The organism is Duncaniella sp. C9, from assembly GCF_004803935.1.
GTDB lineage: Bacteria > Bacteroidota > Bacteroidia > Bacteroidales > Muribaculaceae > Duncaniella > Duncaniella muris.
Map to the genome: position 1 here is coordinate 1313403 of NZ_CP039547.1, position 19085 is coordinate 1332487.

17 protein-coding genes, 2 tRNA genes and 1 pseudogene are annotated in these 19085 nt (G+C 53.8%); 4 read left to right on the plus strand and 16 right to left on the minus strand.

Going from position 1 to position 19085, the window contains the following annotated elements:
- Positions 1-377: 377 nt before the first annotated feature.
- The 4 genes and pseudogenes from E7745_RS05310 to E7745_RS05325 all read right to left on the minus strand — a co-directional run bounded on the left by E7745_RS05310 (position 378) and on the right by E7745_RS05325 (position 5108).
- Positions 378-1295: a tRNA-dihydrouridine synthase family protein gene (locus E7745_RS05310; protein ID WP_240740390.1), complete on the minus strand. Its 918-nt coding sequence runs from the start codon at positions 1293-1295 to the stop codon at positions 378-380.
- Between the two features lie 71 nt (positions 1296-1366).
- Positions 1367-2118, minus strand: a pseudogene (locus tag E7745_RS05315) (alpha/beta hydrolase); the annotation flags it as partial.
- A gap of 103 nt (positions 2119-2221) precedes the next feature.
- A complete protein-coding gene (locus E7745_RS05320) occupies positions 2222-4648 on the minus strand; it encodes a glycoside hydrolase family 2 TIM barrel-domain containing protein (protein ID WP_136408447.1) in 2427 nt (808 codons plus the stop codon).
- Positions 4649-4799: 151 nt separating this feature from the next.
- Positions 4800-5108, minus strand: coding sequence for a pyridoxamine 5'-phosphate oxidase family protein (locus E7745_RS05325; RefSeq protein WP_168182021.1), 309 nt, complete (start codon positions 5106-5108; stop codon positions 4800-4802).
- Between the two features lie 345 nt (positions 5109-5453).
- Here E7745_RS05325 and E7745_RS14805 point away from each other — a divergent pair, with 345 nt between their 5' ends.
- From E7745_RS14805 to E7745_RS05335, 3 genes are all read left to right on the plus strand, one after another.
- Positions 5454-5600: a hypothetical protein gene (locus E7745_RS14805; protein ID WP_160632170.1), complete on the plus strand. Its 147-nt coding sequence runs from the start codon at positions 5454-5456 to the stop codon at positions 5598-5600.
- Positions 5560-5841, plus strand: coding sequence for a DMT family transporter (locus tag E7745_RS05330; RefSeq protein WP_136408449.1), 282 nt, complete (start codon positions 5560-5562; stop codon positions 5839-5841). Before E7745_RS14805 ends, E7745_RS05330 begins: the two co-directional genes overlap by 41 nt.
- Positions 5842-6016: 175 nt before the next feature.
- A tRNA-Met gene (locus tag E7745_RS05335) sits at positions 6017-6090 on the plus strand.
- Positions 6091-6202: 112 nt separating this feature from the next.
- Here E7745_RS05335 and E7745_RS15235 read toward each other — a convergent pair.
- The 6 genes from E7745_RS15235 to E7745_RS05355 all read right to left on the minus strand — a co-directional run bounded on the left by E7745_RS15235 (position 6203) and on the right by E7745_RS05355 (position 9229).
- Positions 6203-6547 (minus strand): transposase, encoded by a 345-nt coding sequence (locus tag E7745_RS15235; RefSeq protein WP_370291899.1) that lies wholly within the window; start codon positions 6545-6547, stop codon positions 6203-6205.
- Between the two features lie 6 nt (positions 6548-6553).
- Positions 6554-6859 carry a transposase gene (locus E7745_RS15240; protein WP_124076737.1) on the minus strand — a complete coding sequence of 102 codons (306 nt, stop codon included), beginning with the start codon at positions 6857-6859 and terminating at the stop codon, positions 6554-6556.
- Between the two features lie 3 nt (positions 6860-6862).
- Positions 6863-7057 (minus strand): hypothetical protein, encoded by a 195-nt coding sequence (locus tag E7745_RS15020; RefSeq protein WP_240740370.1) that lies wholly within the window; start codon positions 7055-7057, stop codon positions 6863-6865.
- Positions 7058-7174: 117 nt separating this feature from the next.
- Positions 7175-8398, minus strand: coding sequence for an IS4 family transposase (locus tag E7745_RS05345; RefSeq protein ID WP_068960910.1), 1224 nt, complete (start codon positions 8396-8398; stop codon positions 7175-7177).
- Between the two features lie 252 nt (positions 8399-8650).
- Positions 8651-9001 (minus strand): transposase family protein, encoded by a 351-nt coding sequence (locus E7745_RS05350; RefSeq protein WP_107032970.1) that lies wholly within the window; start codon positions 8999-9001, stop codon positions 8651-8653.
- 154 nt (positions 9002-9155) lie between these two features.
- Positions 9156-9229 (minus strand) — tRNA-Asp (locus E7745_RS05355).
- 310 nt (positions 9230-9539) lie between these two features.
- On the opposite strand from E7745_RS05355, the gene E7745_RS05360 reads away from it, so the two are divergent.
- Positions 9540-10769 (plus strand): ISAs1 family transposase, encoded by a 1230-nt coding sequence (locus tag E7745_RS05360; RefSeq protein WP_240740280.1) that lies wholly within the window; start codon positions 9540-9542, stop codon positions 10767-10769.
- 175 nt (positions 10770-10944) lie between these two features.
- Here the strand turns inward: E7745_RS05360 and E7745_RS05365 are convergent, their stop codons facing one another.
- The 6 genes from E7745_RS05365 to E7745_RS05390 all read right to left on the minus strand — a co-directional run bounded on the left by E7745_RS05365 (position 10945) and on the right by E7745_RS05390 (position 19070).
- Positions 10945-11682, minus strand: coding sequence for a DNA alkylation repair protein (locus E7745_RS05365; RefSeq protein ID WP_124076006.1), 738 nt, complete (start codon positions 11680-11682; stop codon positions 10945-10947).
- Positions 11683-11851: 169 nt separating this feature from the next.
- On the minus strand, positions 11852-12754 hold the full coding sequence (locus tag E7745_RS05370; RefSeq protein WP_124076007.1) for a PHB depolymerase family esterase: 903 nt from the start codon (positions 12752-12754) through the stop codon (positions 11852-11854).
- A complete protein-coding gene (locus E7745_RS05375; protein WP_124076008.1) occupies positions 12751-13533 on the minus strand; it encodes a glycerophosphodiester phosphodiesterase family protein in 783 nt (260 codons plus the stop codon). The genes E7745_RS05370 and E7745_RS05375 overlap by 4 nt, the downstream gene beginning before the upstream one ends.
- Positions 13534-13541: 8 nt before the next feature.
- The gene (locus E7745_RS05380) at positions 13542-15794 is read right to left on the minus strand and encodes a glycoside hydrolase family 31 protein (RefSeq protein WP_240740371.1); all 2253 of its coding nucleotides are present in this window, start codon (positions 15792-15794) and stop codon (positions 13542-13544) included.
- A gap of 18 nt (positions 15795-15812) precedes the next feature.
- Positions 15813-17351 (minus strand): calcineurin-like phosphoesterase family protein, encoded by a 1539-nt coding sequence (locus E7745_RS05385; RefSeq protein WP_124076009.1) that lies wholly within the window; start codon positions 17349-17351, stop codon positions 15813-15815.
- Between the two features lie 66 nt (positions 17352-17417).
- A complete protein-coding gene (locus tag E7745_RS05390; protein ID WP_124076010.1) occupies positions 17418-19070 on the minus strand; it encodes a RagB/SusD family nutrient uptake outer membrane protein in 1653 nt (550 codons plus the stop codon).
- Between the last annotated feature and the right edge of the window lie 15 nt (positions 19071-19085).

Sequence of the window (19085 nt, forward strand, 5' to 3'; positions counted from 1 at the left end):
AGGCAGGGGCGGGGGTGGCGGGTGTCCGCAGGACACCGATTTAGTCGTAGCCCCCGACACCGTGCGCAAAGCGCAAAGGTGTCGGGGGTAGTGGATGTCAGGCAAGAATGTGGTGTCCGTCAGGACACCGGTTTACGGTTCCGGACGGGATGTGCACGTCAATTTGTATGCGTTATGATATGACGATGGTAAATCAGTGTCCTTCCGGACACTTTTTTGTGGTGGGTGTTTTTTCCCCGTGACACCTTTGCGCTGTGCGGTGCGGTGTCACGGGCTACGAGTAAATCTGCGTCCTCCGGACGCGCGTTGGTTGATTGGCGGGTCGGATGTGCGTGGGTTGTGTCGAGGCAATTCGGATGCGGGCGGATTGATTCAGGCTATGCCGGGGGGAGGTTTTGGCGGTAGAGGGGGAGGGTTGGGGATTTGAGGAGTTTTTTGATGGTTTTGCGGTCGAAGCTGTCTGCGAAGTAGTCCCAGAGGGGTTTGATTTTCGATAGAATCTGGGTGTCGCCGCTGAGGGTGCGGGTGTAGTGGTCGAGGATGGCTTCGTGGAGGCGGAGCAGGTGGCTGCGGATTTCGGCGAGAGTCCATTCGCTTCCGGAGTTCCATTCGGCTATGAGGGAGGGTCGGCGCAGGAGGCCGCGTCCGAGCATGATGCCTGAGAGCGTGGGGTAGAGCTGACGCAGGTGGTCGATCTGCTGCGGTGTGGTGATCTCGCCGTTGAAGATTATGGGGTGGGGGCAGGCGGCGGCGAGACTTTCGAAGCTGCGGAGATGGAGCTGTCCGCTGTATTGCTGCGAGGCTGTGCGCGGATGGACGGTTAGGTGGCTCAGGGGCATGAGGCTGATGGCCGGCATGAGGCTTTGCCATTCGTCAGGGTCGGTGATGCCGAGGCGCATTTTGACGGAGAATGTGATGTCAGGGAAGTCTGCGGTCATTATGCCGGCTATCTCCCGGAGCAGGTCGGGCTGCCTGAGGAGTCCGGCTCCGCGGCCTTTGCGGACCTGGGGGACGAAGGGGCAGCCGAGGTTGAGGTCCAGATGGCTGTGGCCGGCGCTGCGGACGGCTGATGTCAGGGTGCGGAATTCGGTGGCGTCGCGGAAGATGATCTGGGGGATGAGCCGGTGGTTGGCGTTGAGGGGCGAGGTGATGTCGCGCAGGTCGCGCGGACGGACGCTACCTTTCTCGATGCGCAGAAATGGTGAGAAGTAGGTCAGAGACTCCCCGCCGCCATAGATTTCGGCATGGAAATGGCGGAAGGGAGCCTCTGTGTAGCCCTGAAGCGGTGCGGCCATGAGACGGAAGCCGCCGGTTGGGGGTGTTGCAGGCATTGTGTGAGATCGGGGGGAGACTTGCTTGTGGATCAGAAGCTTTTGAGCCAGGCGCTGAGTTCGTCGAGCACCTGGTCGTGGTAGCTGAAGGAGTCGCGGAAGCCCCATCCGTGGCCGCCGGTGGGGTAGATGTGGATGGCGGCGGGGATGCCGTTGGCCCGGAGGGCGGTGTAGTAGTTGACGGAGTTGGCCGGGGGACGGCACGGTCGTCGCTGCTGAGGATCAGGAAGGCGCGGGGTGTTTCGGCAGTGACTTGTTTTTCGTTTGAGTATTCTGTTTCAAGAGTTTCATCTGCGTCTTTACCGAGGAGATTGTCATGAGATCCGCGGTGGGTGTAGGCCTTGTCCATTGTGATGACGGGATAGAAGAGAATCTGGAAATCGGGGCGCGATTCGGCCGTGGCGTGGGTGGCTACGGTGGATGCGAGGTGGCCGCCGGCCGATGAGCCCATTATGCCGATCTGCGCGGGGTCGAGGTTCCAGACTCCGGCACTGTCGCGGAGGAGTTTTACTGCGTTGCAGGCGTCGCCGATGGGGAGGCTGCGGTCGCCTTTGGGCATTGTGTAGGCTACGACGGCGTAGGCTATGCCGCGTTCGTTGAAGAATGGTGCCCAGTCATGGCCTTCATGGTTGAGGGCGAGGTGGGAGTAGCCTCCTCCGGGGAGGGCCACTACGGCGCGGCCGGTGGCTTTGGCGGTGTCAGGGAGGTAGACACGCATGTTGGGGGAACTGATTTCGATGACGCGGTTTTCGGCGCTGACGGCTGAGGGGAGTGCGGTGCCGAGCATGATGGCTGAGGCGAGGCCGAGGATATGGGATGAAAGTTTCATGAGCGTGTTAGATATAAACGTGTTAGATATAAATAGGTGTGGGTTGATCTGTTGCCGGTTGTTATTTGCTTGTGAGGCGGATTTTGAGGTCTTTGTATTCAGGCGAGGATGCGGTGAGGGTTACCGGGCCGGGTGTGGCGGTGGAGCGGAGTATCACGGTGGCGGTGCCGTTGTGGAGGCTGCGGGTGTTGCCGGTTGAGAGTTCGTGGCTGCAGAGGTCGCCGTTGATCACTCCGACTATTTCGGCCGGGCCGTCAACGCTGAATGTCAGCGGGGCTGAGGCTTGCGGGTCGCGGTGCTTGTGACTGTCAATGGCTTCGATGCGTACGTGCTGGAGGTCCATGCCGTCGGCTTTCCATGAGGGGTTGTCGGCGGTGGCGGTGAGGCGGGAGGCGCGTCCGCTTGTCTCGATGCGGTGGATGGTTACGGGGCGGCCCTGCCCGTCGCGGTAGGCTATGGCTTCGAGATAGCCGTGGCTGTAGGGGATGTTTTCCCAGACAATGCGGTTGCGGGTTTTGGGGTCGGCTACGGCATTGCGCTTGCGGCCGAGGCTTTTGCCGTTGAGGCGCAGCTCGACTTCATCGGCGTTGGTGAAGGTGTAGAGCGTCAGGCTGCTTCCGGGGGTGCGGTTCCAGTGGTCGGACAGTTTCTGAGTGCCTACCTGGACGTCGTTCCACATGAGCTGCTCGTCACTGTCGATGACTCCGATGTGGACCACCGGTTCTTCCGGCTTGAAAATGCTTCGCAGGAACCAGGCTATGGGTTTTGGCTCGAGCGAGATGTCGAATATGCCCTGGGTCCAGCCCTTGGCGGGCCATCCGGCCGATTCACCGAGATAGTCGATCATGCCCCAGTAGGCCAGACCTACCACGCGGTCGAGGTCCATTTCGTAGAAATTCGGGCCCATGCCGGATGTGTTGGCCTCGCTCTGGTAGAAAATCATTCCTGGAAATCGGCGGCTGTCGCCGGGGAAATACATATATCTGTAATTATAAGAGGCGATGTCGGTGGCCAGGGCCAGAGGGGCGGGGAGGGAGTCGGTGTTGACGTCGCGGTAGCGGGGGTGCATGGCCACGGTCAGGGGTCGGGTGGTGTCGTAGCGCTTTAGAAGGGTTTTCTGCAGGCGGTATGGTGTGACGCCCCAGTCGGCAAAGGGGAGGTTCCAGAGCATCTGGAGCTCGTTGCCGAGACTCCACATGATTACCGAGGGGTGGTTGCGGTCACGTCTGACCCATTCGGGGAGGTCGACGGGCCACTGTTCCATCCATTCCTTGCGGCCTCCGGCGTTCTGGCGCGTCCATTTGTCATAAAGTTCGTCGACCACGAGGATGCCGTAGCGGTCGCAGAGGTCCATGAACTGTTTGCTGTAGGGGTTGTGGGAGCAGCGGATGTGGTTGAACCCGAAGTCCTTGAGCAGTCTGATGCGTTTCTCGATAGCTGCCGGGTAGGCTGCGGCTCCGAGGGCACCGAGCGTGTGGTGGTTGGCGATGCCTTTGAGGAGCAGTTTTTTGCCGTTGAGGCGGAAGCCGAAGTCGGGGGAGTATTCAATGCTGCGGATGCCGAAGGTCTCGGAGATGCGGTCGGCCACTTTCCCGTCAGGGGCGAAGAGGGTGAGGCTTAGGGTGTAGAGGTGAGGCGAGTCGCAGTCCCACAGACGCGGGGAGGCTATGCGCAGGCTGTCGACGCGGTATTCGTTGGTGCGCTGACGGCGGTTGAAGGGGAGGGTCAGGGTGCGTGAGCTGACTGTCTGTCCGTCGGCATCGGTGATCTCTGCGAGCACACGGATTTCCTTGTAGTCCTTGATGGCGTTGGTGAGTTCGGCGTCGATGACCACCGATGCACTGCTGTCGCTGACATCGGGGGTGGTGATGCGGAGGGGATGGCGTGTGAAATGTAGCCTGGGATCTGTGACTATCAGATTGACGTTGCGGTAGAGACCGCCGCCGGTGTACCAGCGGGAGTTTTCGGGTTTGCCGGTGTCGGCTCGCACGGCCACAATGTTGTCGCCGTCGAAGTCGATGAGCGGAGTGATGTCGGCTTCGAATCCGAGATAGCCGTAGTCAGTGCCGCCTACGCGCGATCCGTTGAAGTAGACATCGCCGGTGAGCATTATGCCTTCGAAGTCAAGCAGGACTCTGCGGCCTTTCCATGCGGGGTCGGCCTTGAAGGTCTTGCGATACCATCCGGCGCCCATTTCCTTGAAGGCGCGGGCGCTGAGGCGGCTGCGGGTGTTGGCGGCCGAGTTGGTCATGTCGGCTTTCTCGTCGGCCGCGGGCGCTACCCAGGGCTGTGAGATCTGGAAGTCGTGGGGAAGGCTGACGGGTGTCCACCGGCTGTCGTTGAAAGAGCGGTCGGGCGCTCCGCAGGTGTCACCGGCATGGAATTTCCAGCCGAAATTGAAGTTTTCGACCGTCCGGCCTGAGTCCGCGGCAAATACGGGGGTGGTCAGGGTGAATGCAAGGAGGGCCGAAAGAAGTTTATGTTTCATGGCAAGTTACTGAATGTGATGTTTGTGCAGCCTCATGTGGGGGCCTGGGGTTTCGAGAGCGTAAAGTTACACAAAAAATCACAAACTTACAGCCTCCGGCCATCGGCAATGGAGCCGCGTCCTGAGGAGAGGTGCCCTGCCGGAAGCCACCTCAATCTTTCTGCCGGGTCAGTTCGATTGCTTCCTTGCCGGTGGCTGAGTCAATGTCAATGCGGATTATGCAGACGGTCTTGATGAAGCGGTCTATTTCGGCCGAGGGGTCTATTCCGGGACTGTATTTTTCGGCAAGCAGGCGCAGGGCTGCGATGCGGTCATGGACCGATTCGACGATATGCGCCTGTCCGAAGACTATCACGCTGCGGAAATAGGTGGTGAATTCCTGGGGAATGACATTTTGGGCTAATTTTGCACCGTAGAAAATCAAGAAATCTAAATCAATGAATGCGGCAACTGTAAACACTGTGACCGACAGATCGCGTCTGGCCTATAATCTGCTTAGAGGGTGTTTCATAACAATAGTTAAAATCTGAGCGAAAGATTTGAGATGGATATGGCTTTGAATTGAAGGAGCATAGCGAGCTATGTGACTGAAATGAAGAGCCATAGCCGCTCAAAACTTTCGGAGGCGATTGTATTGTTTTTTTGTAAATAGTATATTCCATTTGTGAAAAATTTTGAGTTACCTGAGCCTTGGTGTCTCTTTTGCTAAATTGTTGAAACTCGTCAGTCGCATAGCTCGCTATGCTTCTTCCTCCCTTGCAACAATTTATCTAAAAGATACACCACTCAGATTTTAACTCTTGTTATGAAACACCCTCTTACCTTTCTTACGGTGACGATATGGGGTCTGACTTTCGTCTCCACCAAGGTGCTGATCACCCACGGGCTGACACCGACATGGATATTTGCCGATGAGTGTCTTCGGTCCGGCTCCGCAGATTCCGTCGGCTGATTCTCTGATGTCGGTGGCCATGAATCTTCTGTTTCTTGGAGTGCTGGCATCATTCCTGTGTTATATATTGTGGACCAGCGAGGTCAAGGTGCTTGGGCCTGAAAAGGCATCGAACTATATTTACTTCAATCCGCTGGTGACCATAATCGCGTCGTCGGTTATATTGGGCGAGCCTATAACGCTGTGGATGCTTGCCGGGGGACTGGCGATCGTTGGCGGTGTGTATCTTACTGCCAGATAGGTGATTTGCGGCTGCCGTAGAGCGTCTTCAGGCGGCAATGAAAGGTGTGGTTGAGAGTGTCCGAAACAGTAAAAATCTGATATTTTGTTAAAAATAGAGCAAAAAAGTTTTGTCATATCAAAAAAACTTTCTACCTTTGTACCCGCAAAAGCGTTGCAACACTATATAAAATCATGGCGAGATAGCTCAGTTGGTTAGAGCGTCGGATTCATAACCCGGAGGTCCCGAGTTCAATTCTCGGTCTCGCTACAGAAAATCGGTCGGAACATCAAGTGATGTTCCGACCGATTTTTGGTTCTGCCGCATGGAGGCCGGAATGTTTTTGGGGTTAGCGGATTTTTCCGGTGGGCGGAAGGGGATGTCAAGAGTATAGTGTGGCCAGTCTGAACATAAAGAACTTTATGTCGCCGACACCCCGGGACTGTGTCCTGAACGCCTTGATTTTTGCATTGAAGGATTCTGCCGAGGCATTTGTGAGCCTTCGCTCGAAATAGTTGATTATTGTGGTGTTGTGGTTCTCGAAAGTCTCCAGGACTTTGTTGAATTCATTGTTCCCGAAGGCCTCCACTTCGTTGTACCATCTGGCGAGATTCAGTCTGGCAACTCCGGCAGAAGTCTTTTCGTTGAATATGTCCACAAGCTTTAGAAACAGTCCGTATGCCTTTTCCAGATCGGGGAATATCCTGAACAATATTCCGGCGCGTATCTTCTGCTACCCGTTCCATTTTGATTTGTGCTTGAGTATGATATGCCGGCTGCGTGCCATTATCTGAGGCATGGTCTCGCCATTCTCCATCCTTTCGGGTTGCCACTGTCCGATCAGTTCGCGTTCTTCTTTTGGGGCTGCATTCTTTCGCCTCCGGCGATGCTCTCTGATTGCCTTGTTCTCGGCATCGAGTACCTCCCAGCGGTGTCGTATCCTCAGCTGGTCAACGGCTTCGGAAATGAGCTGCTGGACATGAAACCGGTCATTGACAAGCGATGCGCCGGGAAACACGTTTCTGACAGTCAGCATCATGGCTCAAGAAAGGTCTGTCGTAACCGTTTTTACCTTAAGGCGCTGCCTCAAAGGAACTTTCCGCAGTATTGCCGACACTGTGTCACTTGACACACCACGGACCATCGCCGCAAGAGCCCCTTTGCCTCCATGCGCGGCCTTGTTGGTCAGTATGGTATAGACATCGCCATTGCTCAGGCAGGTCTCGTCAAGACTCATGTCCGCGCCGAAATTTTCAGGATACAATATTATTACTGTCCGCTAAACCATAAAAAGGCGAGTCCAACTTCCTGAACGGCAGAAGTTGGGCTTACTTTTTGTATTTGACAAGCCCCCTCAGCAGTTTTCAGGAACTTCGGGAGGCGATTCCGATGCTTCGGCGAGCATGATTTTCAGGTCTGCATCGGGCTGATTGAGGAACTTTTCGAGATTCAGGTAATACATCAGCACAATTCTGACGATTGTAGCAAGCCCTGAGAAGCTCCAACGTCTTTCGAGTTTGCTTTGAAGTACTGACAGCAGCAGATTTGCGATGAGTGTAACCCATATCTGGATTTTGATGGCGTTGGCGCTCTCGCCATAGAAGTATCTCAAGGGGAAGTTCTGTTTGATCTGCTTGAAAAGAGACTCTATCTGCCATCGGCGGCGGTATATCGCCACGATTGTCTCTGGCGGCATGTCGAAGTCGTTGGTCAGAAGCGATATGAGTTTTGGCTTCCCGTTCTTCTTGATGTCAACGTATGTAATTATTCTGGCGATGTGGTTTATACCGTCTTTACGGAACACCACGACCTGTTCACGGTATTCCATCAGTCCCTGCGGATTCTGATGCATACAGTCTACAAGTACCTCATAACTGAGGTTTTTCTTCATTTTGGTGACATATACAACGCCACGGTCCGTCAGTTCCTCAAATTTGGCATAATTGATATAGGCGCGGTCAAGAGCGACTATCTCGTTGTGGCTGTAATGGCTCGGAGCAAGCATGAAAGAGTCATTGGTGGCCGCCGAAGTGAACTGCACATCGCAGGGAACCCCCTCGTTGGCGTGTATGACAGAGTGTACCTTTATGCCGCCTTTCTTCTTTCCCGTCTTGGGGTGTCGACCAACGCCCTTGAAAATAGCGTTGGAGAACAATGTGATTGTAGTGGAATCGATAATCCTAAGCTGCTTTATCCACTCTTCCGTGCCGTTGCGTCTGCTGTCCGATGAAAGAATGTCTTTGTTGGCTGCATACAGGTCGCGATAGACATCCTCAAAGAACTTCTCTGACCGTCGGGCATTTGCATCCGACAGGGTGCTGCGCTTTGGTACAGTATCAATTCCGACATGGTGCAGTTTGCGAACCTCCGCTGTCATAGATGTCTCTATCTCACGCAATGAGTCGAAGCGCTGGATCACGGCATAGAGCATCGTAAGCAGATGCGTATAGCCGTCAAAGCTCTTTACATACTTCTCTCCGCCGTGTTTTCGGCTGAATTCAACAATTTTTTCACGATTGAGTGATTTTATCAGCTGTCCATATATCGGCTGTCCGAAGAAATTACTACTTTTACTCATGGTTATTCATGGATTGTTTGGCGACACCAAAATAACCATTTAGGGCTGACTCCTGCAATAGGTGTCAGCCCTAATTTTTCAATCGCTCAAAAAAAGTTTAGCGGACAGTAATAATACAATATGTATTCATCGGCATGGTCAAGCTGGTCCCATGACCGATAGTCGCTGATCACTTCCTTGTATTGCTTGGGCAGTGTCTGTCCGTTCAGACCGTTGCGTTCGGCAAGAGTGGAGATGCTGACGGGAGTGCTCTCAATCTCCCTCTTTTAAAAAAGCGACGAACTCGGCGTTAAGCCTTGTGCCGTCGAATTCGGATACATCCCATTCATAGCTGAATATCTCGCCGGTGGATTTGTCAAGCCACTTGCGCTTCCGCACATGCAGGTATGTGGCACGCCCCCTTATGGGATAATCCTGTATGGTTCGGTAATCACCAAAACCGTAGCAGATTATGTTTTTATTGTACTTGTCTTCGCTAAGTTGTTCATTCTTCTCATCAAGCCAAATGTCGAAACGGCTCTCGCTTTTTTCAAAGCGGTCAATGTCGAAGTTGTCTATCAGGACTTCGGGGAGGATGGATCTGAGTAGTTGGTCTGGTTTCATTTTGCAAAGATAACACTATACTCCGACATCCCCCTTCCGCCCACCGGAAAAATCCGCTGACCCGGATTGGCGCTGATTTTTTGCGGTAGCTACAAAAAAAGAATGAGTAATGATGGCCGAAGCCAAACAATTACTCATTCTCCTCTCTCCTCAGCGGTATGGACGGGACTCGAACCCGCGACCCCCTGCGTGACAGGCAGGTATTCTAACCAGCTGAACTACCACACCAAGTTGAGTCTTGCTTTACGGAGGCTTTCGTTTCGCTCAACATTGTCGTTATTTCCGTTTTGCGAGTGCAAAGTTAAGCGCATTTTTAATTCTGTGCAAATATTTTTGAAAAAAAATGATGAAAAATACACGGCTCTTTCATTTAAGATTTCGTCTCATTCTCGACAAATGTGTTATTTTATAGCGAGAGCAGTACGGGTGGAGAGGCTTTAACCTCTGATTTTCAAGAAAATAAGTGCAATGAAAATTTGGCCAAGTGGCAGATTTTTAGTAACTTTATAGGTGATAATCAAAGAGTTACGCCAAAAAAATGAAGCCACTTGACCAAGTCTGTTCGACTGACGCCTATGCGCCTGATCATACCGCAAAAGTACACAATAAATTTGACACAAGGCGCAGTATCATGGAAGAACTTCGAGCGTTTGCCTCATCCGTGCCGGATTTCCGTAGATTGGACAAAGGCAATTTCCGTCACAGCCTCAACGATATCATCATGCTGATGATACTCGGACGTATGGCCGGATGCATCGGACGAGCCGAGATATTGGAGTTCGGCAGATACAACCTCAACAAATTACACAAAATGGGCCTGTTAAGGAACGGCGTACCATCTGAGGCCACGCTTTGCCGTGTGGAGAACGGCATCAACGATATGGATATGGCCGACAGGATGCAGCAGTTCGCAGACATATTCCTTGAAAGACTTACTTGCGCCAGCCGCATCATTGAAATAATCTGCATTGACGGCAAAGCCGAGCGCGGCACCGTTCAGGAAAACGGGCGAAGCCCGGATATCGTCTCTGCCTATTCGTTCAGCACCGGCATAACAATCGCCACCGAAGCCTGTCAGGAAAAGAGCAACGAGATAAAGGCCATACCGATACTTCTTGATAAAATAGATGTCGCAGGAAAGATTGTCACAGCCGACGCAATGTCTATGCAGAAGGATATTGTCGAGAAAATCAGAAAGAAAGGCGGAGACTTTCTGATAGAACTCAAAGCCAACCAGCCGTCATTGCGATACGGCATTGAGGACAGGCTAGTGGAACACACACCGGTATATTCTTACACCGAAGGTCCCGAACTGGCCCACGGCAGGATAGAGACGAGAACCTACCGCGTATATGACGGACTGGACATTATCGCAGACAAGAAGAAATGGGGCGGAAACATGACCATCATAGAGTATGAATCGTCCACAGTCAAAAAGTCAACAGGAGTACACACCTCAGAAAAACGCCTGTACGTCAGCAGTATGCCTACGCATACTCCGAAGCCAGGAATCTTCGTGCGCAACCATTGGTCAATAGAAAGTATGCACTGGGGGCTGGACTACAATCTTCAGCAGGACAATATAAAACGCAAGTCAACAAGAGCCGCCAGAAACCTCGATACCATACAAAGAATAGTTTACTCGGTGTTCTCAATATGGAAAGGACTTCGCAAGAAACAATCAGATAAGAATAAAGGCATAGCCGAACTGATCAGACATATCTCGATGAGCTTTACCAGACTGATTCGATTTTTAAGTCAAAAGTGAAAAAAATAAGATTTTGATACCAGAATAACTCTTTGATATACAGACATGGAAAAATTACCCGATTCTCAATGAACCGGGTAAGGGAAGATATGCTATTTATTTTAGGTTAAATGAAAGAGCCGTGTGAAAAATAGTGGTTGAGTGATTTTTGTTCTGATATGGATCTAAAATTCGTTTATTTGACGGTGCTTTTTAGGTCGAGATAGTGCTTTCGAAGTGGTGCGGGAAGTTTTTCTATGGCATAGCGCAGCATTGTCCGTGGCATGACGGCGGCATGGCGGTCCAGGAATTGGAGGAGCAATGGTTCGTTTCCGCGTTTGCCCATTTCGCGAAGCATCCATCCGGTTGCCTTGTGGATCAGGTCGTGGGTGTGGGTGAGATAGCGCGTGGCGATCGAGACGGTGGGCAGGGTTATGCCGTTTTTGAGCAGTGTAAATGTGGATACTATGGCTATGCGCTGTTCCCATAGGTTTTCGGAGTGGCTGAGGGTTTCGAGCAGGTCTGTCTGGCCGCTTTGGCAGACGTATTCACCTAGAATTTTTGGGGCCGAGAGGTCGACGAGATCCCAGTTGTTGATTCCGGAGGTGTGTGAGAGATAGAAGTCGATTATCTCACGGCGTGCCGACGGGTCTTTGCGGTTTCGGCGATAGCGCTCAACGAGAACAAGGAGTGCCGACAGACGGTGGTCATGGATGGGGGAGGAGAGCATGGCTTCAACGGCTTCCAGCGGGGCGTCAGACATGAGGCGTGATACTTTCCGGATTGCCGGGACGGTGTTGCCCAGAAAGATGTCACCTTCGCCGTATTGACCGGGGCCGGTTTTGAAGAAGCGTTGCAGGATTTCGCGTTTGCCGGGTGTGATGTCAGAGGCGAGGGCTTCTTTCCAGGTGTCGATAAATTCGGTGATATTCATGGGGATGGGGATAATCAGTTTGTGTTAGCGTCATGCAAAAGTACAAAAGTAGCTCATGAAAATCAAGCTTTTGTTGGAAGAGCCTGATTTTCCGAGCCACTTTCAGAAATTGTTTTTATGAGAGATTATGAGCTGTTCGGTATATATGTATGCTGTGCCCGGAGCAGATTCATCGGCCATCTGGTTTCGGTGGCCCGGTCAGACGGCTGCTGAAGAAGTTCCAGATGATTTCGGCAGTCGGCAAGTCTTTGTCGGCCCAGGAGTGTTTCCCTCCATGAATTTCATAGAGCACCACCTCGCGGCCAGACGGAGCTCCGGAGTGGACAGTGCGGGTGATCAGTCGCTGCGGGTCGCGCATGGAGCAGAGAGAGTCGGTGGTGACTTTCCGGCAGCCGTTATTGCCGGCGATCATGCCGATTGCGTCCGGTACCGCTATGTAGTAGCCCCAGCCTCCGTCATTGGTCAGGTCACCTTCCCAGCGCGAGGTGCGGTCGGCGTTTCCGTGGATCTCAAGGAAATGGACGGGGAGCGACAGTCTGTGGTTCTTGCACAGCCATTCAAAGGCGAGACCGGCTACTGAGGCATAGGCTTTGAAAAGCTCCGGAGCTGTGAAGGCAAGCTGATAGCAGAGGTCGCCGCCGTTTGACATGCCGGCCATGAACACATTGTCGCGGCTGAGCCGGAAGCGAGAGGTGACTTCGTTTATCAGACAGCGGAAAAAGTCGGCTTCGTCCACGCTCATTGACTCCTGCGGCGGATAGCCGACTTTCCAGCCGTCTTTTCCGCGGGAATCCGGAGAGCCGTCCGGGTAGCATACGGCAAATCCGTGGCGTTCGGCTGTGGCGTTCAGATCGTTAAGCCAGCGTCTGGCCGATCCATAGCCGTGGGTGTAGACCACGAGCGGAGCATCCGGGCGCAGGTCTTCAGGAAGATAAATGCTGTAGGTGCGCACGGTGTCGGCATAGGCAAACTCATGCTTTTCCGGCCTGCCGTCACTTGCCGCCGCTGTCGCTGCAAGCCACAGAAGGACGGCGGAAGAGATCAGGCGTGGGAGCAGGCGCATTTTCATCATTTTTGTTTTTTCGCGCGTGATTTCAGCAACGACTGCAGGCGTTCGGGCTCATTGGTGGTAATGAAATCAACACTGTGGTCGATACACCATTTCATGTCGGCTTCGGAGTTTACAGTCCAGACATTGACAAGGAGTCCGAGGTCGTGGCATTCCTTGATCCATTCCGGATGCTTTCTGATGACTTTCATGGCATAGTCGATGCCGGTGCCGCCCATCTGTTTGATCTGGGCGGGCACATAGTCACCGTCGAGATAGTAGACTCCTGTGCCTTTCGGTGCATATCTGATGAAATTTTTGAAGCCGTCGCTTGAGAAGGTTATGTAGTCGACCTTGTCCTGAAGTCCGTATTTTTTTACCAGAGCCAGGATTGCTTTGACGGCAGCTTTTTCGTGTGAGCGGCTGTCGTGGCGCTTCATCTCGCAGACTATGCGTGATGGCAGGTGTGATGCTGTGGCGAGATAGGCTTCGAGAGTCGGGACTTGCTCTCCGTTGGAGAGTTTTTCGGCGAGCACACGTGAAGCCGGCGATGATTCTATGTGAACTCCGTTGATATCCGGATCATGGTTGACCACAAGAACGCTGTCTGCCGTCATCCATACATCGAATTCCGAGGCATAGCAGTTGATTGAGTCGGCTTTGACTATCGAGCGGATTGAATTCTGGGCCGAGCCTTCGGCTTTCCAGTAGCCGCGGTGTGCGATTACTTTCGGAGTGTCAGCCGCCATGCTGCCGGCCGCCACAAGAAGAGCGGCGGCGGCAAGCAGACGTGAGATTTTCATTTTGTACATTATATATTATACTCAATGGTTACGGGTTTGTTTACAGGAGTGGAGGCAACTCTGACCACCGGGCATCCGGCGGCTTCGTCATATTCAACCTTGGCTTTTTTGCCGTTGACCGTCACCTTGGCACCGTCTTTCAGTCCTGGAAGCTGCAGCCTGTAGGAGCGGCGCATGGTCTGGCCGGGATATGAACCTTCGGCGGGTGCCACTGTCACGCAGGCGCGGTTGCCTTTCTGGGTGTAGCGGAGCGCGGTTGTGGAATAGATGCCCTTCTGATAGTCAAGCGATATGCCGTCATCCTCATAGAGGCTGAACACGTTGTCGGCATCTTTGGCCGCGGGGTAGACGCGCATGACGAGCGTTTCGAGCGCGGCTGTGGCCGGACGCGGAGTGTAGGGCTGCATGGGGAGTATCCATCCGCCTCTCACATAGAGCGGGAATTCCTCAAGAGGCTTTTCGATCTGTGCGGTCTGGCCTCCGTCTTTGCGTTCGTGGGTGAAATAGTCATACCAGACTTCGCCTTTGGGGAACCAGACTTTCTGCGCGGCAGTCTTGTCTGCACCGCTGCCGGGTGTCGAGATAGGAGCAGCAAGCAGGATGTCGCCGAAAGTGAACTGCTGGGGCTGGCTGAACGATTCCTTCTGGTCGCCATAGTCGATGAACATCGAGCGGTTGAGCGGCACCATAGTGTTGTGGGTCTGCCAGACGCTCGAATAGATGTAGGGCATCATTTCGGAACGCATGTGGTACATCTTTCTCATAGCTTTTGTCTCGCGGTCGCCACTGATCCAGGGGCGTCGGTCGAGGCGCTTGTCTTTGGTGGAATGGACACGCAGGGCAGCCGACAGAGCGCCGAACTGAGTCCATCTGACAGTCAGTTCCGGGTTCGGGTCACCGCGGAAACCGCCTATGTCATGTGCCCAGTAGTAGCATCCGCCCTGACCGCTGCAAGCAGTGAGTTTAACCTCGAAGGCGAGAAGCTCCCAGTTGGCCTGGGCATCGCCGGAGAACTGGATGGGGTGACGGTGGTCGCCCCATCCGGCCCATCGGCTGTAACCGGCACCACGTTTGCCGTTGCGCTGCGAATCGCGGTAGTAAAGTTCGTTGATCCAGGCGAGGGTTGTGGAGTGATGGCCGCGCACATGCGGGTAGAGATAGTTCTGCTGCCAGTCAAGCCACCAGAAGTCCACGCCCATGTCTTCGCTCGGGCGGTGGGCATAGTCAAAGAATTTGGCCATATAGTTGCTGTCGGCAGTGTTGAACAGAGGCACGGTTCCGTCAGTGACACCGAGAGCCTTGATGAATGCCGGATAGTGTTCCTCGTGGGGGCGCATGCCGTCATGCGGATGGTCGTTGAGCGAGACTGTCACGCCACGGGCATGGCAGGAGTCGATCAGAGCTTTCGGATCGGGAATGAGTTCGCGGTTCCAGGTGTAGCCGTTCCAGTTTAGATGTCCGTTGTGGCCTGTGCCGACGGTTGCGTCGTTGGTGTGCCATCCCATGTCAAACACAATGTTGTCAAGCGGGAAGTCATTTTTGTCATAGCCGCGGATGATGTCGAGGAATTCATCGGAGGTATAGTCCCAGTAGCGGCAATACCAGACACCGTGTATGTATTTGCGGGTCATCGGCACCTTGCCGCTGATAGCGCCAAGGCTTGAGAGGGCGGCCTTGTAATCGTTGCCGTAGACGAAGCAATACTGATCCTGGATGTGCGATTCGGTGTCGCGCGGGCTGATCCATCCGTTGACGAGCAGGTCGGTGCGTTCGTCGTCGATCATATACCATCCGTCCTTGCTCAGGATTCCGTCATTCATCGGAATTTCCTTGGTGACACGGTCAAGAGTCTCCACCGGACCTCCGAGATTGTTTTTGGGGAGGAAGCGATTGGTGAATTTCTTCTCTTTGCCGTCAAGAGTGTAAAACACGTGGAGATTCGAAGTCGAGAAGGGGAAACCGTCATGCTTATACCAGATTCTCAGAGCCGGAGTGGTGATCTCGTAGCAGTTGTCGCCGAGTTCGCGGACAGAGATGTCAGAAGGCGAGAGCATGCTGCTGCGGTCATAGGCAAAGAGGGTGGGAGCGTCAATGAAGCGGGCGTCGGTGGCATATTCCAGGCGCAGGAGCGTCGGGGTGATGATCGAGAGGCGGTTATTGCCGAACACAAGCGGATTGCTTGCGGCAGTGTCGGCAAAGGCCATTAGCCCTGATGAAATCATCAAGGCTAATGAAAGGAATTTTTTTATGGCTTTTCGCATTGTTGGCTGAGGTCAGGGTTAGTTGTTGGTTATGGTCTCGGTGTAGACGTTGCCGAAGCTGTCAGTGGCGCGGAAGCTCACGCTCTGCCAGCCTGGCTGCGGAGTGTAGAGGAACATGTGGTCGTTATTGTTTTCAGGAGCTGATCCGCCGTGGTTTGCGGGGATGACTCCGTCAACAAGACATTTGCGCACATCGGGGTCCCAGCATTTTCCGCCGTTCTGCGAGGGAATTAGTCGGGCGCTCGCCGGCAGAACTGTCCAGGATCCTGCGTCTTCCTTGACTTCGACAGTCCAGTCTTCATGCCAGCAGAAGATGTTGGCAAGGATCTTGTCATAGGGATCTCCTGCATTCTTAGAGGGATTCCATAACACGGCGTCTTCCGGGCGGTAAAGCTTCATCTGGTAGTCGCGGTCACAGCCGTCGCCGATGAAGTATTTGTTGACCAGGGTATTGCCTTTGAAGTCAAGAGCGCCGTAGCCACGTGGCGAGCCATCGTTGCAAAGCGGATACCAGTAGGCTCCCATCACGGCTGCGAAAGTCGTCTCGGTGATGTTTGAGGCTATGGTAGTGGTGTAGTGGTTGTGGCTGTGGCCGGAGAGGATCTGCACTTCCCTGAAGTCCTTGACCAGATCATAGAGAGCCTGGTTGTTGGTGACATGGGTAGAGCTGTTTCGGCGCTTGGTGGGTATGTGGAGGCCGATGATGACGGCTTTGTCCGGATCAACATAGCTGAGATCCTTTTCAAGCCATTCGAGCTGGGCCTCGGTGATGGTGCCCGTGTAGTCGTTACGGCCGTTGACACCACGGTAGAAAACGTCGTCGAGCACTACGAGGTGGCAGTCTCCGATATTAACGGAGTAGTATGTCGGGCCAAGGGCATCGCGGAAATCCTTGTCACTTTCGGTGTCGTTTTTGATTCCTTCGTTGTGATCATGGTTACCTATCACAGAGAAAACCGGCACGGGGATGTTGCGCATCTCTTTCGCATAGGTGTCGAAGTATTCGGGCTTGTTCCAGACTATGTCGCCGAGCGAGATGCCATAGACGTTTGACGGCAGGCTGGAGGCGAATTCGGCCATTCTGGGAATCATTCCCACGAAATCAGTGATGTCTTTTTCGTTGCCGATCTGCGGGTCGGCCATAGTGAAGAGGGTCCATTCTGTTTTCTTTGGGATTGACACCAGACGGAAATCGCGCTGGATGATCGCGGCGTCGGAATAGTCGAGGGTCTTGTAGAACTTCGGGTCGCCGAGCAGGGTGGGGAGCTCGCAGTCGGCAGGCACGGAAATGAACACGTGCTGGCGGCCGGTGGTGTACATCTGGTATTCGCCGTTGGCGTCGGTTGTCATCACATTGATGCCGTCGCTGACAACCACACCCTGGCGGGGCTGTCCGTCAACCGTCACACGGCCCACGAGGTTTTTGCCGAACTGAGCTTTGATGGTAAGGGGATCCGAATCGGCTCCTGGGCGGCGTTCGGCGACAACATCATCGGAGCATGATGCGAGGAGGCTGACTGCCACCATCGCCGAGGCCATATATCTGAAAAGTTTCATAGAGATTGGAAATTAGCAGGTGTTTTTTCTGAAAGAGAGAGGAGAATGAAGGAAATTGCAGTGTGATCAATAACCGGGGTTCTGCTTTAGCAGGGGATTTCCGGCCATAGCCTCAGAGGGCAGCGGGAAACGCTTCTTGGTGTCATCAGTCGGCTTGTGGGCCCACCAGCTTTCGGTGGTGTAGAGTCCGAGGCGGATGAGGTCGGTGCGGCGGCGGCCTTCACCGAGGAATTCAATCTGCCATTCATCGGCCATGCGGTAGACGTCGAGGTTGGTTTCGGTCACGGGATCGGGATCGTTGCCGTTGGCGAAGTTGCGTTTGCGCACCTTGTTGATGAGCTGAGCGGCGCCCTTCTTGTCGCCTGCACGCCATTTGCACTCGGCCAGCATGTAGTAGACCTCGGTGAAGCGCATACAGGGATAGTCGGGGTTCCAGAGAAGATCCTTATCGTCGATGTTCGGGATAGGCATCTTGACCAGACGCACTCCGGATGACTCCGAGCCGTCCATCATGGTGCTGCTGTTGCCGGTGATATTGACGTAGTCCACAAGGACCACAGGCTTTCCGGCCATGTCTTTCTGGCCTATGGCCACTTCGCCGGTGTAGGGGTTCTTCTGCAGCCCTACGCAGAACATGCCTTCATACTCCTTGTTGCCGTGGTAGACGTAGGGTTTCTTGCGCAGGTCGGCATCGTTGTATTTCTCGTAGCTTTTGCCCAGCTTGTAGTCCATGACCGGGCCGCCTTCTTTTTCGCGTGAGGGAGAAAGGATGAATCCGTTGTAGCGCGAAGCCGGGAATGGGCAGTTGAAGTATTTGTCGGCCTGGTGGTTGTAGAAGTAGCGGTAATACCAGTTGAATTCCATCTTTGAGTTCTGTGAGGGCACATACCAGACGGCTTCTGTCGATTTGTCGTTGTCGAAACAGTGGGGGCCGTACCAGGTATTGTCAATGGCGTAGGGACCGTATTCGCCTCTGATCAGGTCTTCGCAGATTGCGGCACAATCGGCATAGCGGTCACCTCCTCCGTAGGCTTCGGCGTTGAAGTATAGTTCGGCGAGCATCATTGCCGCTGCGGCTTTCTTGATATAGCCGTCCTGGGCTTCTCCGAGGCTCGATTTCGGGAGGATGGATGGTATGGCGTTCTTGAAAAGGTCCTCGCAGAATTCAAAAGTCTCCTTGTCGGTAGAGCGGGCGCAGGGAGCGTCGTTGTTGCTGCGGAAAATCGGCAGACCTCCGAAGTAGTCAAGACCGCGCATGTAGTACCATCCGAGGATGGCGTTTAGCTGGTTGATGTGGTCTTTCTTTATTTCGTCAGAGAGGCCGATGGCGTTGTAGTTGACACCAGAGAGGTCTTCTTTGGCTTCGAGAGTACGGGCGATGGCGCTCATGGTTCCGTCCCACACGTTTTTGACATGGCGGTCATCGCCGGTCCAGGTGTGTTCCTGCAGGCGGATGTACTCGCCGTTGTTATAGAAGTCGTTGCCGCGTGTCGGGCAGACCATTTCGTCGGTGGTCAGTTCCTGGAGATACCAGCGTTCGGCGCCGAGATACCATTTCCAGTGGGTGAAGGGGCGGCAGAGAATGGCGTAGGTGTTCTCCGGACAGGTGATGAATGTGTCAGGGGTCACGCTGGAGTAGAATTTCTCGTCAAGGTCGCAGGAGAAGAGAGTGGCGCCTCCGAGCAGTGCCAGAGCTATATGTTTGAAGTTAAATTTCATAGTTCGTCAGTTTTT

Excerpts from the sequence above, each read along its gene's own strand:
- E7745_RS05345 (WP_068960910.1), bottom strand. The coding sequence starts at position 8,398 with ATGAGTAAAAGTAGTAATTTCTTCGGACAGCCGATATATGGACAGCTG.
- E7745_RS05390 (WP_124076010.1), bottom strand. The coding sequence starts at position 19,070 with ATGAAATTTAACTTCAAACATATAGCTCTGGCACTGCTCGGAGGCGCC.
- E7745_RS14805 (WP_160632170.1), top strand. The coding sequence starts at position 5,454 with ATGAAACACCCTCTTACCTTTCTTACGGTGACGATATGGGGTCTGACT.
- E7745_RS15020 (WP_240740370.1), bottom strand. The coding sequence starts at position 7,057 with ATGAGTCTTGACGAGACCTGCCTGAGCAATGGCGATGTCTATACCATA.
- E7745_RS05385 (WP_124076009.1), bottom strand. The coding sequence starts at position 17,351 with ATGAAACTTTTCAGATATATGGCCTCGGCGATGGTGGCAGTCAGCCTC.
- E7745_RS05330 (WP_136408449.1), top strand. The coding sequence starts at position 5,560 with ATGAGTGTCTTCGGTCCGGCTCCGCAGATTCCGTCGGCTGATTCTCTG.
- E7745_RS15240 (WP_124076737.1), bottom strand. The coding sequence starts at position 6,859 with ATGATGCTGACTGTCAGAAACGTGTTTCCCGGCGCATCGCTTGTCAAT.
- E7745_RS05370 (WP_124076007.1), bottom strand. The coding sequence starts at position 12,754 with ATGATGAAAATGCGCCTGCTCCCACGCCTGATCTCTTCCGCCGTCCTT.
- E7745_RS05375 (WP_124076008.1), bottom strand. The coding sequence starts at position 13,533 with ATGAAAATCTCACGTCTGCTTGCCGCCGCCGCTCTTCTTGTGGCGGCC.
- E7745_RS05380 (WP_240740371.1), bottom strand. The coding sequence starts at position 15,794 with ATGCGAAAAGCCATAAAAAAATTCCTTTCATTAGCCTTGATGATTTCA.
- E7745_RS05320 (WP_136408447.1), bottom strand. The coding sequence starts at position 4,648 with ATGAAACATAAACTTCTTTCGGCCCTCCTTGCATTCACCCTGACCACC.
- E7745_RS05360 (WP_240740280.1), top strand. The coding sequence starts at position 9,540 with ATGAAGCCACTTGACCAAGTCTGTTCGACTGACGCCTATGCGCCTGAT.
- E7745_RS05365 (WP_124076006.1), bottom strand. The coding sequence starts at position 11,682 with ATGAATATCACCGAATTTATCGACACCTGGAAAGAAGCCCTCGCCTCT.
- E7745_RS05310 (WP_240740390.1), bottom strand. The coding sequence starts at position 1,295 with ATGGCCGCACCGCTTCAGGGCTACACAGAGGCTCCCTTCCGCCATTTC.
- E7745_RS05350 (WP_107032970.1), bottom strand. The coding sequence starts at position 9,001 with ATGAAACCAGACCAACTACTCAGATCCATCCTCCCCGAAGTCCTGATA.